9 protein-coding genes are annotated in these 16,235 nt (G+C 41.6%); 5 read left to right on the forward strand and 4 right to left on the reverse strand.

From position 1 onward, the window contains the following. Positions 1-104: 104 nt before the first annotated feature. From ACQKCG_RS02900 to ACQKCG_RS02920, 5 genes are all read left to right on the forward strand, one after another. Positions 105-2,132 (forward strand): hypothetical protein, encoded by a 2,028-nt coding sequence (locus ACQKCG_RS02900; RefSeq protein ID WP_427585070.1) that lies wholly within the window; start codon positions 105-107, stop codon positions 2,130-2,132. A gap of 241 nt (positions 2,133-2,373) precedes the next feature. Next, positions 2,374-2,838, forward strand: a complete 465-nt coding sequence (locus tag ACQKCG_RS02905; RefSeq protein WP_427585071.1) for a hypothetical protein — start codon at positions 2,374-2,376, stop codon at positions 2,836-2,838. Positions 2,839-2,904: 66 nt separating this feature from the next. Beyond that, complete coding sequence (locus tag ACQKCG_RS02910) at positions 2,905-5,010, forward strand: beta strand repeat-containing protein (RefSeq protein ID WP_427585072.1); 2,106 nt, start codon at positions 2,905-2,907, stop codon at positions 5,008-5,010. Positions 5,011-5,149: 139 nt separating this feature from the next. Then, positions 5,150-10,480, forward strand: coding sequence for a hypothetical protein (locus ACQKCG_RS02915; protein WP_427585073.1), 5,331 nt, complete (start codon positions 5,150-5,152; stop codon positions 10,478-10,480). Between the two features lie 155 nt (positions 10,481-10,635). Beyond that, positions 10,636-11,412 carry a hypothetical protein gene (locus tag ACQKCG_RS02920; protein ID WP_427585074.1) on the forward strand — a complete coding sequence of 259 codons (777 nt, stop codon included), beginning with the start codon at positions 10,636-10,638 and terminating at the stop codon, positions 11,410-11,412. Between the two features lie 116 nt (positions 11,413-11,528). Here the strand turns inward: ACQKCG_RS02920 and ACQKCG_RS02925 are convergent, their stop codons facing one another. From ACQKCG_RS02925 to glpK, 4 genes are all read right to left on the reverse strand, one after another. After that, the gene (locus ACQKCG_RS02925; RefSeq protein WP_427585075.1) at positions 11,529-12,221 is read right to left on the reverse strand and encodes a TetR/AcrR family transcriptional regulator; all 693 of its coding nucleotides are present in this window, start codon (positions 12,219-12,221) and stop codon (positions 11,529-11,531) included. Between the two features lie 236 nt (positions 12,222-12,457). Next, complete coding sequence (locus ACQKCG_RS02930) at positions 12,458-13,480, reverse strand: endonuclease/exonuclease/phosphatase family protein (protein ID WP_427585076.1); 1,023 nt, start codon at positions 13,478-13,480, stop codon at positions 12,458-12,460. A 266-nt stretch (positions 13,481-13,746) separates the two neighbouring features. Next, positions 13,747-14,259, reverse strand: a complete 513-nt coding sequence (locus ACQKCG_RS02935) for a hypothetical protein (RefSeq protein ID WP_057759401.1) — start codon at positions 14,257-14,259, stop codon at positions 13,747-13,749. A 247-nt stretch (positions 14,260-14,506) separates the two neighbouring features. Then, the gene (gene glpK, locus ACQKCG_RS02940; protein ID WP_427585078.1) at positions 14,507-16,117 is read right to left on the reverse strand and encodes a glycerol kinase GlpK; all 1,611 of its coding nucleotides are present in this window, start codon (positions 16,115-16,117) and stop codon (positions 14,507-14,509) included. Positions 16,118-16,235 lie beyond the last annotated feature (118 nt).

Consider the following 16,235-nt stretch of genomic DNA (forward strand, 5'->3'; position numbering starts at 1 on the left):
CCTATAAATAGACATTCGTCTCATTTGTGTATATTAATTGTGATTTAAGTATTATTCTTATTATAAGATTATATGTATATTCTATCCTTGTTCTTGGAGCTATTATGAACCCGTATATTATACCATCGACTCTAAAGTCAAGAGTAACGCGTTGGATAGCTCTACCATCCTTATTAATCCTGCTACCTAATTATTTAGCTTTTGCAGCGATAACAACATGTCCTGCTGGTTACATTTCTGATGAGTTTTCAAGCACTGATTACAGCAACTTAGGATCGACAACATCACCACCTATTCTTGGTGTAAACCAACTTTTAAATGGTCTTAAAAGTGAAAGTTACACTGTTGCTTCTAACAGTTTGACTACTACTGGCAGTTTAGATGCAGGTGGCTCAAACTTTTATATACCTAAAACGCTAGCAGGCAACCTTCAATCGTTTGAATTTTTTCAGGACTTCGTTACCAAGGAATCCACTCGTACGGTTTCGTATACTTTTAAAAATAAGTTTGATGATCAACCGCAAGCCCTTACTAATGTAAGCTTAAGTATATACGACATAGATACAAACTATTTGGGAGTAGCTTACAATACTAGATTTTTTGAATTTTCTGACCAAGTTACGATAACAGGTATTACTAGTTCAGGCACAAGTGTAATTCCAATTCGAAAGTATAGTGGTGCTGGAATGACAACTACTGCACCTTATCGTCAAACTACTAGTACTAGTAGCGTTCTGTGTGCTACAGATTCTGTAGATGAAAAGTGCAAGGTTTCCGTAGCTTTTGATCAGCCCGTAGTCAGAGTGAATGTGACTTATGGTAATAATCCTGACCTGAGTTACTATGATTTCAGCACTTTTGGTAATCCTGGTGATCAGCTGATTAATGTCGTATTTGATGGATATTGCTACCAACCACAGCCACGCTTAACATACTCGAAAGCGCTTTCGACTTCTCGTAAAAAAAATACGGATCAATTCACTGTTCAAATTAAAGACAATGCAGATAATTCGATAGTTACGAGCGGCATTACTTCTGTTACTACAACAGGTTCAAATAGTACTGTCACGACTGGTACAGGTACTACAGGAACTTTCAAAGTTAACCCTACCAAAACCTATACATTGACAGAGTCAGGCTCAGGATCGACAAATTTAGCAGATTATAATGCCTTATATGCTTGTAGAAAATCAGATGGTACATCCGTTAGCACTTTAGACCCAAAAAACCTTAAGCTAACTTACGGGGATAATTGGGCATGTACAATCATAAATGATAGATCCAATTATGTCTTTTCAGGTACAGTATTTAACGATAACGGTAATGTTTTAAATCCATCTAAGGATGATATATCTAGCAAGTACTTAAATAATAGCCTTTATTTTAATGGCAAATACGATTCACCAACTGAATCTGGGATCCCCTTTACCACTGGTCACACCATTACTTTGAATAAATGTGCCGGTGATAGTGGGACGTTTTCACCTCAAACAGTGAATATCAATAGTGACGGTACCTACAGCTTCAATTTGACATCTGCACAAGTTGGCAGTTACACAAGACTCTGTGTCACTCAGAATGAACCTAGTAATTATACATATTCTGTAGACACGACAAGCGATGTGCGACAAATAAACATTATTAATAGTCAGTACAACTATCCTAGCAATGATTTCGGTGATGTTATTCAAGAAAATGCCGCATTGGTATTGATCAAAAGTCAGTATATTCATGACTGTAGTCTAAATAACCTTGCCACAATTGGTGTTAATTATGAAGGTAGTGCTAGTAGTGCGTATAGTACAAAACCTATATCTAACATTATTCCTGGACAATGTATCGCTTATAGAATTGAAGCTATCAATCGAGGTAATGTTTCTCTGACAGATATTGTTATCAAGGATAAGCTACAGAGTAAAAACGACTCTAATAATTCGCTAATTACCTCTACCTTAGCCAATCCAACACCTATTGGTGAAAATAGTGGTACTCCATCATTTGCAACAAACTCAGTATCTATTGGCAACAACGGTATAGTTACTACCAATACTTTCTCTTTAGGTACTACCACCACTACTCGCCGTCAGGCTATTCGTTTTAATACTAAATACGGTACTACCATTAGTAACTAAACACCTGTTTATTAAACCTTTACTCAAGCCCTGTCTAACCAGACAGGGCTTTTACCGTTTGTATCCTCCAAAATGCCAGTTGTCATTTTTGTGATGATTAATTGTATTAATTACGTGAAAATAGAAGAGAGGGAGATAGATGCCTTTTAAAACGATGAATGATATTAGATTACTAGCTCCTCCATCATGATATACGACGTTCGCTTTTTACTGATAGTCATGTTCTAAGAAAGGATTTTATATGAAACGTTTTAACCTATTACATAATGTCATGCTAGCAACTTTTGCCTCTGCTTGTTTGCTAGGTACTGCTCATGCTGACGACGCTCTAAAAATGGAACTAACAGCCAATCAAGTCATAAAGAATGCGGAAGGTAAAACAGTCTATACGCCAGTGCGCACCGCACCGGCAGGTACTGTGATTCAGTATAAAGCGAATTATACCAATACTATCGATAAAGATATTAACGATTTAATGGTGACGCTACCCATTCCTGCCAACATGACATTTACTGGTGATGCAATGCCTGCAAGTGCACAAGCCAGTATCGATGGTGAGAATTACGCTGATATACCACTTATGCGTAAAGTCGATGGCAAAATGGTCAAGATTCCATATTCTGAATACCGCACCTTACGCTGGAATATTAAGTTATTGCCAGCTAAAAAGTCAGCAGCTGTTGCTCTCAATACCACCGTTAATTAATTCAATAGACATTAAACCTTCACGCTTTTAACGTTTCAATTTTTAATCTTAACTCTGGAGCATTATATGAAATCAACCACTTTCAACTATAGCCTGCTAGCTGTCGGCGTCGCCGCAGTAATGGGTGTGTCTACTGGCGCTAATGCAGCGACCCCAGCTAACGCTGTAACAGCAGGCGCTGCGCCAATTATTAACGTAGCAACTGCAAGCTACAGTGTTGCTGGCGTCAGTCAGCCATCTGTAACCTCTAAACCAGTAACCGTTAACATTAGCGAAACGGCTAACTTTGCACTCACATCGACTGTTGATGATGGTAGTATTGGTGACGATACTGCTATCAATCAGACTGCTACGCCAGGTGGTACAACTACCTTTACTCATAATTTAACCAACACGGGTAACGTGACGGATACTTATACCATTAACACCACAGGTAATGACTCATCACTAGTAACGGCTGATCCCAACTACCCTTTAGGTACTGCGCCTGTTACGTTTACTATTGTACAAGCAGATGGCACTCCTTTAACTACTGCTCAGATAAACGCTTTAAATGGTCAAGCGCAGACAGGTACCCTAACTAATGGCGGTACTATTAGACTACAGCCAGGTACTAGAGCTAACTTAAGCTACGAAGCAGCTACGCCAGACAATCGTAACGGTAATGACAAAGGTGTAGGCACATTAACAGCGACCAGTACTTTCTTTACTGCTAATAATGCACCTGATGCGACATTGGTGAACGAAAACCAAACTATCGTGAGATTGCCTACCTTTAAAATTGTAAAAACAGCGACCAGTACTGTCGATTTGACAGTCGACAACCCACAGATTGCTTATAGTATCGTAGTCACTAACGCGATTACTGACTATAGTGCTGCTGCGACTGATATTGTTATCAGAGATGTCCTTCCTGTAGGTTTGAGTTTACCTAATGGCACAGCATCAGACGTGACCGTAACTGGTGGTGCTGGTACCGCTACGATTTCTACTGTTGGTACTCGACAAGCTATTAATGTTGCCGTAGCGAACTTAGCTGTTGGCGCAAGTCGCACGATTACTTTCACGGTTAACGTCGATAAAGATCAGTTTACATCTGCTAATAGTTCAGTAACTAACAACGCAGAAGTCTACGATAAGTTTGTCGGTCCGGTTAGCCCGCTACCTGCTAATCCTGTACTTGGTACTGACTATGATATTTTGGATAGTACAGATAGCAAGATAGGTGTTACTAGAATACCTGATGATGCGGGTGAAGGTAACGGCGCTGGTATAGATAGTCCTGGTGTGACTAGCTTTACCAGACGAGCGGTTATAGTGAGCAATCCAACGACTAGAGAAGTTCCCCCTGCTTCAGGTACTGCTAGTCAAGCGACTCATTCAACTCTCATTACTAACAGCGGTCAAGATGGTGAAGGTACCAATGCTAACCCATTGACTTTCACTATTGCTGATGGTGGCAATAATGGGGCTGTCAGACCTGTTACTGGTCCTGTTAGTGCTACTTATACGCCGCCTGGCAATGGCGCTTCGGTTACTATAACGCTGCAACCTACCGTTGCTGATGGTAATACATATACTCTTAATAGCACTACACTACCAACCGCTCAATTTCCAAATGGTATTGCACCTGGTGGCACATTAGCAATCAACTACAATGTGTCGTCGGGCAATGTAACTGCTCCTGCAACTGTTGCTGATGCTGCAGCTGTTGGTAGCACTGAAACTTCTGTTGTAACACTAACACCTGCTGGTATTAATGCACCTGCTGCTACTACAGTGACTGATACGACTAACGTTAGAGGTTTAACTTTAGTGAAGTCTCAAGCATTAGATGCGACTTGTTCAGGTACGGTTGCTGCAAGTACCTTTATTCAGACTGCGATCGATGCGGAACCTGATCAGTGTGTTATCTATCGTATTCAGGCGACTAATACTTCTTCAGCAGCGTTGGGTTTTAATCTTAACGATTTAACCATTTCGGATTTGTTGTCTAACTTTTCAGCTGGTGCGGATTTAGTAGCTGGTTCACCTGCTACTTCTGCGACTGCCTCATCTACTGCAGGCATAGCTAGTACTACCAGTACTGCAGTCCTTGGTACTAACTATACCCTAGTTCCTCAGGGCGTTGGCACCTTGACTTTTAAAATCAAAATTAAAAACGCTCGTTAATTGATATTTAACATTTCAAAGTCTATAAGCTTCACAAGACGCTTATAGACTAACGCTCCAGCTTGACCTAATTGATTTTGATGAGCCAAGCTGGAGAATTACTACCCGACCCTTTTATATTTTATTGGATAAGCGACACATGACTAAATCTTTAATGACACCGTCTAATCGTATTACGTTGCATACAGCGAAGATCTCTGCGCTGACGGCTGCAATGTTGCTTATGCAATCAAATATGGCGTTTGCTGCGCCCACCACTCTCGTACAAACTATCAACAATATCGCTAATGCTTCTTATGACGTCAATTCTATCAAACAGAATAGCATTTCAAACCAAGTTCAAGTCAAAGCCTCTGCCTTACCTGACTACGGTATTAATTTAACTCAGCAACCCTTGCGTACTGTCGCACCCAACACACTGGTGAATTGGGTTAATGTTCTTAGTAATACTAGCTATAGTGATCAGACTATTGAGCTGACGCTTGATGTATCGCCAACTCTATCTAATTTGAAAGTTTATCAAGACTTGAATAAAAACGGCATTGTCGATAGTGGTGATACACAACTGATTCTTGATAACATGAGTGCCCAAATCAAGCTTGGTCAGAGTGAAAACATTCAGTTTATTGTGCAAGCTCTATCAGATGCTAATGGTAAGGATGGAGATACTGCTGACATTAAGATTGGTGCAGTTGTATTAGAAGACCCGTCAGTGACTAGCGTGAGTGCGACCGATAGTTTAGTCATTATCGAATCTGGTATCAAATTCACCACTCCTAAATTTGATGAAAGCAAAACGATTTCACAAATTAATGATGACGTTTATGTCAGTGCCAGCTATGCGCAATGTAATGTACAAACTGACAAGCCTGATCAAGTATGGGTAACCATCAAATCAGCTAACCCGCCCATTGGTAGTGGTGATAGCTACTCACTTAAAGCTATAGAAACCGGTAATAACACAGGTAAATATCAGCTATCAGCAGCCACTCAAAATAACGCTAACGCTATTGACGATAAGCTTATCCAAACGTTGAACAGCGACACATTGACTGTCAGTTTAGATGCTTGTATCGCCCCTTCGGTTGGCATTGATGCTGATGAATTGCCAAATGCGTCTGACTTCACCGTGCGTATCAGTGATCTGAGCTCACAAATTAATATCGTCGATGACAACCCAGCTTTAGTTGTTACAAAGGAAAGTGACGTAAAAAGTGCTGAACTCGGCGATTATGTCAGCTATACCATCGAAATCAAAAATAGCGGTAAGTCTACTGCTTACGATGTACAACTAAAAGATGCCTTACCACGTGGTTTTGACTACGTTGAGAATAGTGTACGTGTTAGTCCAACGACTGATATTGATATCAATCAAGCACAGACCACCGAGTTTAAAGCTGATGGTAAATATCAGGTATTGAACTTAGGCGATATGGCAAATGGCGAAAGTAAAAAAATTACTTATCGTGTGCTTGTTGGTGCTTCATCACTAGGTGGTAATGGTATCAACCGCGCAATCGCAGTTGCTAACAATGAGCAAGGCCAAAGCTTAGTATCAAGAGAAGCACAGTGGAAAATCGACGTAGAACGCGGCGTCATGAATACTGACGGTATCATCGTTGGTAAAGTCTATCACGATATCAACCGTGACGGTATTCAACAAAAAGAAGATGGCGAGCTTGGGGTTGCTGGTGTCCGTATATATATGGAGAACGGCAACTTCATCGTTACTGATCCTGAAGGTAAATACAACTTTTATGGGGTCAGTGCCAAAACACACGTACTAAAAGTAGATAGCACGACGATCCCTAGAGAAACAGAGCTGGTCACCCAAAGCAACCGTAATGCGGGTGATGCTGGCAGCCGTTTTGTCGATTTGAAATATGGCGAGCTACATCGTGCAGATTTTGCGATTGTGGGCGGCATGGGCGATAGTACTGAGCGTCTGAACGCCGAGCTAATCGCTCGTAGCAAATCAGTGAGTGCTAAGAATGATACGCTAGAGCAAGCGGTAAAAACAGCGCTAACATTAGAGCCAAACTACGATGCCGACACGACTGATAATGTCGATGCAAGTGGCTGCAATATCAATAGCGACCTAGACCTTGGTAACAACTGTGATTCTGCTATTGTCAACGATATGATTGGGGATGCGACCAATCGTGTAGACATGGCTGTGACAACGGTTGCACCTCCAGTAGAAAAAGAGCTCGAAGAATATCTAAAAGAAGTGGCTAACAATAATGTCACCTTCATTAACCTAAATGAAGGTCAACAGCTCAGTACTTACAAGCAGATGGTACAGGTACAAGCACCACTTGGTTCAATATTTACTCTATACGCCAATGGCAAAGCGATATCAGAGCAGCAAATCGGTAAAACTGCTGAGCAAGAAAAACAGAATGTAACGGCTTTCGATTACTATGCTGTTGATTTACAGCGCGGCAAGAACACCTTACGTGGTGTTGCGACTGATATAAATGGTCAGGTCATCTCTGAGCAGACGATTAAGGTATTAACTCCTGATAGCTTACAAGCTATCGACTACCGTACTCAAGCACAGTTAGTTCCAGCTGATGGCATTAGTGAATACCAAGTCGTCATCAGCCTAAAAGATCGCGATAATCGTCCTTATATTGGTACTACTTCTCTTACGCTTGATACTAATATCGGTCGTATCAATCTAAAGGATGACAGTCAAGATAAAGCAGGCACTCAAATCACTGTTTCTGGTGGTGAGCTATTAATACCCGTAATTGCACCTAGCGTACCAGGTAAGGGCGAGCTAGTAATTGACACTGGTAGCAGCAAACAAATCATTCCGTTACAGTTTACTGCTCAACTACGTCCACTACTTGCTGTTGGTATTGTAGAAGGTGCTATTTCACTAAAAGACTTTGACGGTAGCAGCATTACCGATGCTCAAGGTGCATTTGAACAAGAGCTAAATGACTTTGCTGGTAACGATGATTACACAGCTTCTGGTCGTGCCGCGATGTTCCTAAAAGGAAAAGTACGCGGCGACTATCTGCTTACGCTTGCATATGATAGTGATAAAAAAGGCGAGCGTTTGTTCCGTGATATCGAGCCTGGCGAATACTATCCTGTCTATGGCGATTCATCAGCTAAAGGCTTCGATGCGCAGTCTACTAGCAAGCTTTACGTGCGCCTTGATAAAGGCCGTTCGTTCGCTATGTATGGTGATTTAAAAACTCAGATTGATGACGACGAAGGTATCAAGCTTGGTCAATACAACCGTACATTAACTGGTCTAAAGGCTCAATTTGAAGATAGCAACACTCGTGTTACTGCCTTTTTAGCAGAAACCAGTACTAGCCAACGTGTAAATGAGACTCGCGGTTTAGGCATTTCAGGCCCATATCCATTGGCTGAGAACTTCGATGCGGTATTAGAAAACTCTGAAACGGTTGAAGTTATTACTCGTGATGCCAACAACCCTGGACTCATTATCAATCGTGAGACGCTTACTCGCTTTGCTGATTATGAGATTGACCCTATCAGCCGCAGCTTATTCTTGACGGCACCGATTGCTAGTCAGGATATCGAAGGCAACCCTATCTATATCCGTGTCACTGTCGAAGTTGATGAAGGTGGTGAGGATTACTTCGTTGGTGGTATTGCCGCGAAGCAGCAACTAACGAATAAGGTCGCCATCGGTGGTAGCTATGTGAATAGCGATGACCCATTGAACAAAGAAGAGTTGGCTAGTGTTAATAGTGTTGTTAAATTCAATGATAAGCTAAAGCTGGTCGCAGAATATGCGATGAACAAAGCTGAGAATCCAAATTTTCAGTCAAGCAATCAAATCAACGCGACAGAATTGACTGATAGTGATGTTGAAGGTAACGCACTACGTATTGAGCTTGATTTTGATAATAAGAAAAATACGCGAGCTAAAGCTTATTATAATGATGCTGACGAAGGTTTTGTCACTGGTGCATCACCACTTACTGCTGGACGTACTGAGTCTGGTGTAGAGGTTACTCATACTCTAAATGATAAGCAGACTGCTCTTAAGTTAGAAGGCGTACGCACAGAAGAGCATACTACTGACGCTAGCCGCGAAGGCGTGCAAGCAAGCGTTGAGCATCGTTTAAGTGAAAACATCGTTGGTGAAATTGGGGTTCGTTATTACAAACAAGACGCGACTGCTGCCTCACGTAATACTCAAGCCGCGACAGACGTTGTAGATATTACAGACGACACTTTGTTTAATGATGACATCATCAATCAGTCAGCGTTGAGCAGCGTTAGTAATGCTGAAGAAGATATTGAAGGTACGACTGTTCGTGCTCGTATTACCTCTCGTCTACCTAAGTTGAATAATAGCTTGGTATTTGCAGAGTATGAGCAAGATATCAAAAATAGCTCACGTAATGCAACTTCTATCGGCAGTGAGACACCGCTCGGAAATCTAGGTCGACTATACGCACGTCATGATTTGATTAATAGCCTATCTGGTACTTATGGTCTTGATGATACAGATGAGCGTCAACGTACCACTGTTGGTTTTGATGCCACTTACATGAAAGATGGTAAGGTTTATAGCGAATACCGCATGCGCGATGCCATTAGTGCACGTGAGGCAGAAGCAGCTATTGGTCTAAAAAACAAGTGGTATGTTCAAGAAGGGCTAACCTTAAATACTTTATTTGAGCGTGTCGAGTCTCTGGAAGGTGAAGAAAGCAACACTGCAACAGCGGCAGGTATCGGTGTTGAATATCTTGCTAAAGAGAACTATAAGGCATCAGGACGTTTTGAAAAACGTTGGGGCGAAACAAGTGATACGCTACTTGGTAGTGCTGGTATCGCCTATCGCTATACTGATGAGGTTACCTTCTTAGCCAAAGACATCTACTCAAGCACTGACTATAGTGATGGTGATCGCACTATCAATCGTTTTCAGCTAGGTGCTGCGTATCGTGACTACGATAGCAATCAGTTAGATATGCTTGCAAAATTCGAATATCGTTTGGATGATAATAATACTGGCGATGACGCTTATCAAAAAGACACCATGGTTTGGTCATGGAATGGTAATTACCATCCTACGCGTCCGTTGACGTTGTCTGGACGTTATGCTGGTAAGTATACAGAATACGAAGCAGATAGCTTAACCAGCGATAACACGGCTCATGCTGTTTATGGCCGCGGTCTTTATGACATCAGTGAGCGCTGGGATATTGGATTACAAGCAGGCACTTACTGGAATGAGCAAGCAAATGACTTGGCTTATATGCTTGGTGCAGAAGTGGGTTATAGCCCAATGACCAACCTTTGGTTATCACTTGGTTATAACTTCATGGGCTTTGAAGATGAAGATATTGCTTATGACGACAGTACTCAGCAAGGTGCTTACTTTAGATTGCGCTTTAAGTTCGATGAAGACTTATTCAAACGTGAAGACCCACGTAAGAACCAACGTCTAAGCAGCAATTCTGCATTTTAATTGTCTGTTACTAATGATACTGTCGTAAGTACAATCTTATGACAGTATCATGCTTGTCTTATGACAAATTATTTTGTCATTCGATAAACAACTAAGTCAGCCCTAGTAATGGTAAATAATACCAACGTTTATTACCTTAACATAAGGTTTACACCATGTTTGATTCAACCATCAAAGCAGCACCTTTCAAGCGCTCAATATGCGTTACACTATCAGCTTTATTTTCGTTAACCTTTATGCAGCCAGCTTTAGCTAAGAGTGAGACTGTCCAAGTGGCTAACTCAACTAGCATGGCTGAATACTGCCGTGATGATAGTCAGACTCAAGCACGCTCTTATAGATATCAAAGCGAACAGCAGCGCCTATTAAATTGTATGGTCACGCAGTTAAAACCCTATCAACAAAAAGACAAGACAGCCGCTCAACAGTATTTCGCTTACAAAGCGCAAGCGTGGTTGAACTATGCTATTCATCAAGACAGTATGAATAGCCGCTCATCCGCAGGTCAAGTTGCGTTAGAAATGGCAGAACCTATATTGCAAGCGCTAGATAATGACACGATACAAGACTTGGGCTTGCATCAAGATATTCCGTCTACCTCTGCCTTAATGCGTCCTGATCTATGGGCAACTTTAAGCGCACTCAAAGATGGTGATGGCATAGCGTCAGCACCACGTGAGATGGCATTCAGTGAAGTGGCTTTGATTTGGGCAGCAACCAATCAATGCGCGCGAGGTTGGCGCGAATCTGGTATGCATTTTCGCATGGCAGACCGTTGGCTCGAACAAGCTCGCGAAGCTTACGTCAATGCCAATGACTCACAGACCAATGTAGCGCTAGAGAAGTCAATAGTCAGTTATCATAAGCAGTACTCGCCTTTAGACGCGAGCGATGATACTTGCCGTGGACAAGATTTGACGTCTAACCGTTAGAATAGTCGCTGTTTTATTAGAGATATTAATCTGTATTATTTCCAGTCCTATACTAAAAACTAAACATAAAAAAGCCGACCTATTTGTCGGCTTTTTTATGTTTAAAGTAAGCTCAATTAGCGGTTTTTACGTGGCAACTTTTCTGGTAGGTAACAACGTAAATAAGCAATAAATGCTGTATTTGCTTCTTGGATATACTCTTCAGTAATACTCTGATGACGGCGATAAGACAACGTAAAGATAGCATTTACGATGCTATAAGCAATCAACAAGGTATCTTGGATATCGTGGAAGTTTGGCATCTCATAACGCTCTGACAAACGCTTATAGACCAGATCAACGATTTGATGATCCATATCTTCACCAAAGCTGTCACCTTCAAAATCAGGTGTATTGGTGTCATAGATAAGCTTGGCTTTTGTCTCATCATTATGGAATATCGTAATACAACGATCGATAAGCGCCGTTAAATACCCTTGCCATCTGTCATAGTTGCCAATATCAACCGTCTCTATCATCTCTAATATTTCAATCGCATTCAAAAAACGCAATGCTAAAAATATTGCTTCAATATTAGGGAAGAAATGGTAAGCAGAAGCTCTTGGTATGCCCGCTTCTTCACACACAGCTGCTAACGTAATATCGTTAATAGCATGCGTTTCGCTCAATTTTTTGGCACCAGCCAATAGTTTTTGACGACGTGCACGGCCTTGCTGGCTAGTAAACTTAAACTTATTAGGTACAAGCTTCTTTGCCAATTCCGAATCCACCAACACATCTTCGATCTTTTCGTCTTTGTTATCACTCATTGTAAATCTCTTAATGTTACGCCCTATTTTATAAATATAACTTTCATCGAATAGTAATTATCCTCAAATCAAGGATAGTTGCCTGTTGGCTAAAATATAAAGCCTATATGGTCACTACTATATTCAATGCAGAGGCATCATAAACGCTTGTATAGCATCAAGCAAGGGACATGAATAGGTTAAAAACAATAATACGCTCAGCAATTTAATAGAGCTAACCGTCTAATTTTATAAAGTTAATCTTTGAGTTTTATTTTCGCCCTTATAATACCATGATCGGTCACTCTATCGTCATAGTCCCATTTCAAATGATCATTAAAATAATCGACTCGTTCAACATGACCAAGTGAAAACTTACTATCAGGCAAAAACTCTTCAGAGACAAATAGCTGATCGATAACTTCTGGCATACCTTGATATATATGGGTGTATGCGACATCTTTCATCCAACCATACCGTGCTTGAATACGAGCAGCATCAAAAAGTGCAACATCACGCATACTTTTATCGTAATTCACTTCCCCAGTTTCTGTCATCAACTGAGTAGTCACGCTACCTGTAACATCATTCATATCGCCCAATAGAATCAATGGTTCACGGGTATGTTGCAATCGCTCTATAATAGACATACGGATGGAGGCCGCTTCTGCCGCGCGCATACATAAACTACGAAGCTTGGCGCGAACTCGAATATTCGGATCGTCCATATCTTCTAATAGGTCACCATTTTCGTCACGTAAGAAAAAAGCACGTTTGCTTTTTAGATGCGCTGTAATAATAGTAATGGGCTGCCCATACGCGTCAACACGTAACACTAATGGAGGACGGTTGAAGCGTTGATAGGGACCGATATCAGATACATCAATAATGGCTTTTGGTGCTATATCTTCTAGCAAACTGGTTTCTAACTGCTCAAATCGGCTGATAATACCGACAGCAGGTGTATTCTGTGCACCCATGCCTTTGGTATATATACTCGCGTTATCGTTACTTGCAAGTGGAATGACCGCATGTTCAGGCTTGAAACCTAATGAAACAGCCAGCGCCTCTAATGCATTACTATCCCAAACCTCTTGTACTGCGATAATGTCAGCATGCGCTTTAGCCAATAAATCTGTAAGACCTCGCAGCTTATGTTCGTAGGCTTTATCGTTATAAGCTGGCGCATTTTCATAATAAGTTCGATTAGGGTTCGCAAAGTTCAGCAAGTTGGCCGTTGCGATATAAAACTGTTTATGACCTTCAGTGTTATTACTCATATATTCCCCATCGCTCTCATTATTATAGTACATAATATTCACGTATGTGTATACGCTGCAAATTTTATGCCTAAAAAAACTTCCAAAGTTAAACCTTGGAAGTTTTAAGATAGCATAAATGTTGATAAGTAGATTTACTAATAGAACTGGACATACAATTAATCTATTTTAGGTAGTGATATAGCAATCTCTAATATTAGCTAATTACTAAGTGCATTGGTCGCCAAGATGTTTGCCCAACCGCTCTATTAGTGACTTAAACTCTCTTATGATACGCGGTTCCATGCATCACGTGATGCTTGACGCGCTTCGTTCCATTCCATACGAGACTCACCTTTTACTTCGTGCCATGAACGCTCTAAATCTGCTTCATGATCTTCAAAACGAGCATCTACTGGATAACGAGCACGGTTCGCATAACCAACTGCATATGCTGGATGCAAATCACGGTCGAAATCGTATTCTTCTCTATGGTAATCGGCGTTTGCATACTCTGCACGCCAGTACGCTTCTTCGTGAGTTGGGTCAATAGCTTCTGCTGCTGCATGACCTGCGCCGCCACCAACGATAGCACCAATAGCACCACCAATTAACGTACCTAGTGGACCTGCCATCGTACCGATAGCTGCACCTGCTGCTGCACCGCCTACACCGCCGATACCTGTACCTACTGGATGTGAACCTGGCTCACCGGTAATGATGTCTGCGTTTAAATCTTCTTTTGTCTCTTTTGACATATGTTTTACTTCACTGCGATCGATAGCATCGTGGTTACTCATAGTATTGTCCTTAAATTATTTATTATTTATTGAATTATTTATTTGCTAATTATTAGCAGTCTTACTAAATCCAATTGAAGTATAAAAATTTATAGGTAAGGACAGATAGGCCGATTATGTAAACTGTGTCCATATTACGATTATCTTGCGTTACAGCCTGTATCTTTATCACATTTGTGTACGGCAGCCTCATACTTTGAGTAATTATAAATGTACGATCACAATGAATTTACTAAGTAAATCAATCTTATAACGGCATTAGAGACCTTTTGATAGCCTGCTGCCATTTAGCAAGATGTCGCTCACGAGCATCAGCCGACATACTTGGTTCAAACACGCGATCTACCTGCCATGAAGCTTTCATGGTCGATTCGTCATATAACCCAGTCTTTAAACCTGCGAGGAGTGCTGCGCCTTTTGCCGTAATCTCTGTATCTCTAGGACGTAATACCGGAACACCCAACAAATCTGCCTGAAATTGCATGAGCAAATCATTATTTGCAGCGCCGCCATCTACTCTCAGCTCAGTCAAAGGATGAGGGCTGTCCTTTTGCATAGCGATAAGCACATCATAGGTTTGATAAGCAACGGCCTCCAATGCAGCGCGTGCAATATGTGCCTTAGTAGTACCGCGGCTCATACCAGTGATGCTAGCACTGATATCCGAACGCCAATAAGGCGCGCCCAATCCAGTAAAAGCAGGTAATAGAACAACATCTTCGCTACTGTCTACTTGACGGGCTAGGTCCTCGACATCACTACTCTGCTGAATCATACCCAAATTATCACGCAGCCATTGAACGATAGCCCCCGCCATAAAGACACTGCCCTCTAGAGCATAAGTGACTTCCTTTTTAGGTGGCTGTAGCATGCGTTTGCCTGACTGTACAATTTGATCAAATGACAAATTATCAGGACGAATTGGTGAGGTTTTACGTTGCCACGCGATGGTGGTTAGCAGCTTATGCTCACTCAACTTTGGCTGCTGCCCAATATTCATTAGCATAAAGCAGCCTGTACCATAAGTGTTTTTGGCCATACCTGCATCAAGACAACCTTGTCCAAAGAGCGCTGCTTGCTGATCACCCAATACTGCTTGAATGGGTATTTGCTTTGCAAACAGGCCTTTTTTAGTTTTGCCAAAATCACCGTCGGATGGTAGTACTTTAGGCAATATATTCATAGGTATAGCAAAACGGTCACAAAGTGTCTCTGACCATTCCAGCTTATGAATATCGAATAACAATGTGCGAGAAGCATTGGTCACATCAATGACATGTTCACCGCCTGTGAGCTTATAAATCAGCCAACTATCAATCGTGCCGACCGCTATCTCACCTCTGCTGGCTCGTACACTCAGCTTCGGGTTGTTTTCGAGTAACCAAGCAATCTTACTGGCACTAAAATACGGATCTAAACGCAGACCTGTAATACGCTGTACTTCATGTGCCATATTGACACTATCAATGCTCTGATGCACAGGGTCATTCATGCTATTGGTAGCGCTTTCAGCAGCAAGCGTCTTACAGTAATTTGCGGTACGCCTGTCTTGCCAAATGATGGCAGGAGCCAGTGGCTTGCCAGTTTGCTTATCCCACATCACAATCGACTCACGCTGATTGGTAATCGCGATACTGGTAACGTCAGTGGCAAGCAACCCTGCCCGATTAATAACATCATGTGCACAGCTAATCTGAGTTTGCCAGATCTGCTGTGCATCTTGTTCAACGAATCCAGCTCTTGGTGTTTGCAGCGTCGTTGGCTGTTGTACCATTTTGATAGGACGCGCATGATCATCGTACAATATCGCTCGACTCGATGTGGTCCCTTGATCCAACGCTAAAATATACCCTGCCATGACACATCCTCTGCTAATATTGTTTATTCTGTTTGATAGCCATTTAGTGACTATTCATTGACTGATTGACTGATTGACTGATTGACTGATTGACTGATTGACTGATTGACTGATGCTT

Source organism: Psychrobacter sp. NPDC078929 (assembly GCF_050267985.1).
In the GTDB taxonomy this organism is placed as follows: domain Bacteria; phylum Pseudomonadota; class Gammaproteobacteria; order Pseudomonadales; family Moraxellaceae; genus Psychrobacter.

Coding starts and splice junctions, on each gene's coding strand:
- ACQKCG_RS02900 (WP_427585070.1), top strand. CDS start 105: ATGAACCCGTATATTATACCATCGACTCTAAAGTCAAGAGTAACGCGT.
- ACQKCG_RS02905 (WP_427585071.1), top strand. CDS start 2,374: ATGAAACGTTTTAACCTATTACATAATGTCATGCTAGCAACTTTTGCC.
- ACQKCG_RS02910 (WP_427585072.1), top strand. CDS start 2,905: ATGAAATCAACCACTTTCAACTATAGCCTGCTAGCTGTCGGCGTCGCC.
- ACQKCG_RS02915 (WP_427585073.1), top strand. CDS start 5,150: ATGACTAAATCTTTAATGACACCGTCTAATCGTATTACGTTGCATACA.
- ACQKCG_RS02920 (WP_427585074.1), top strand. CDS start 10,636: ATGTTTGATTCAACCATCAAAGCAGCACCTTTCAAGCGCTCAATATGC.
- ACQKCG_RS02925 (WP_427585075.1), bottom strand. CDS start 12,221: ATGAGTGATAACAAAGACGAAAAGATCGAAGATGTGTTGGTGGATTCG.
- ACQKCG_RS02930 (WP_427585076.1), bottom strand. CDS start 13,480: ATGAGTAATAACACTGAAGGTCATAAACAGTTTTATATCGCAACGGCC.
- ACQKCG_RS02935 (WP_057759401.1), bottom strand. CDS start 14,259: ATGAGTAACCACGATGCTATCGATCGCAGTGAAGTAAAACATATGTCA.
- glpK (WP_427585078.1), bottom strand. CDS start 16,117: ATGGCAGGGTATATTTTAGCGTTGGATCAAGGGACCACATCGAGTCGA.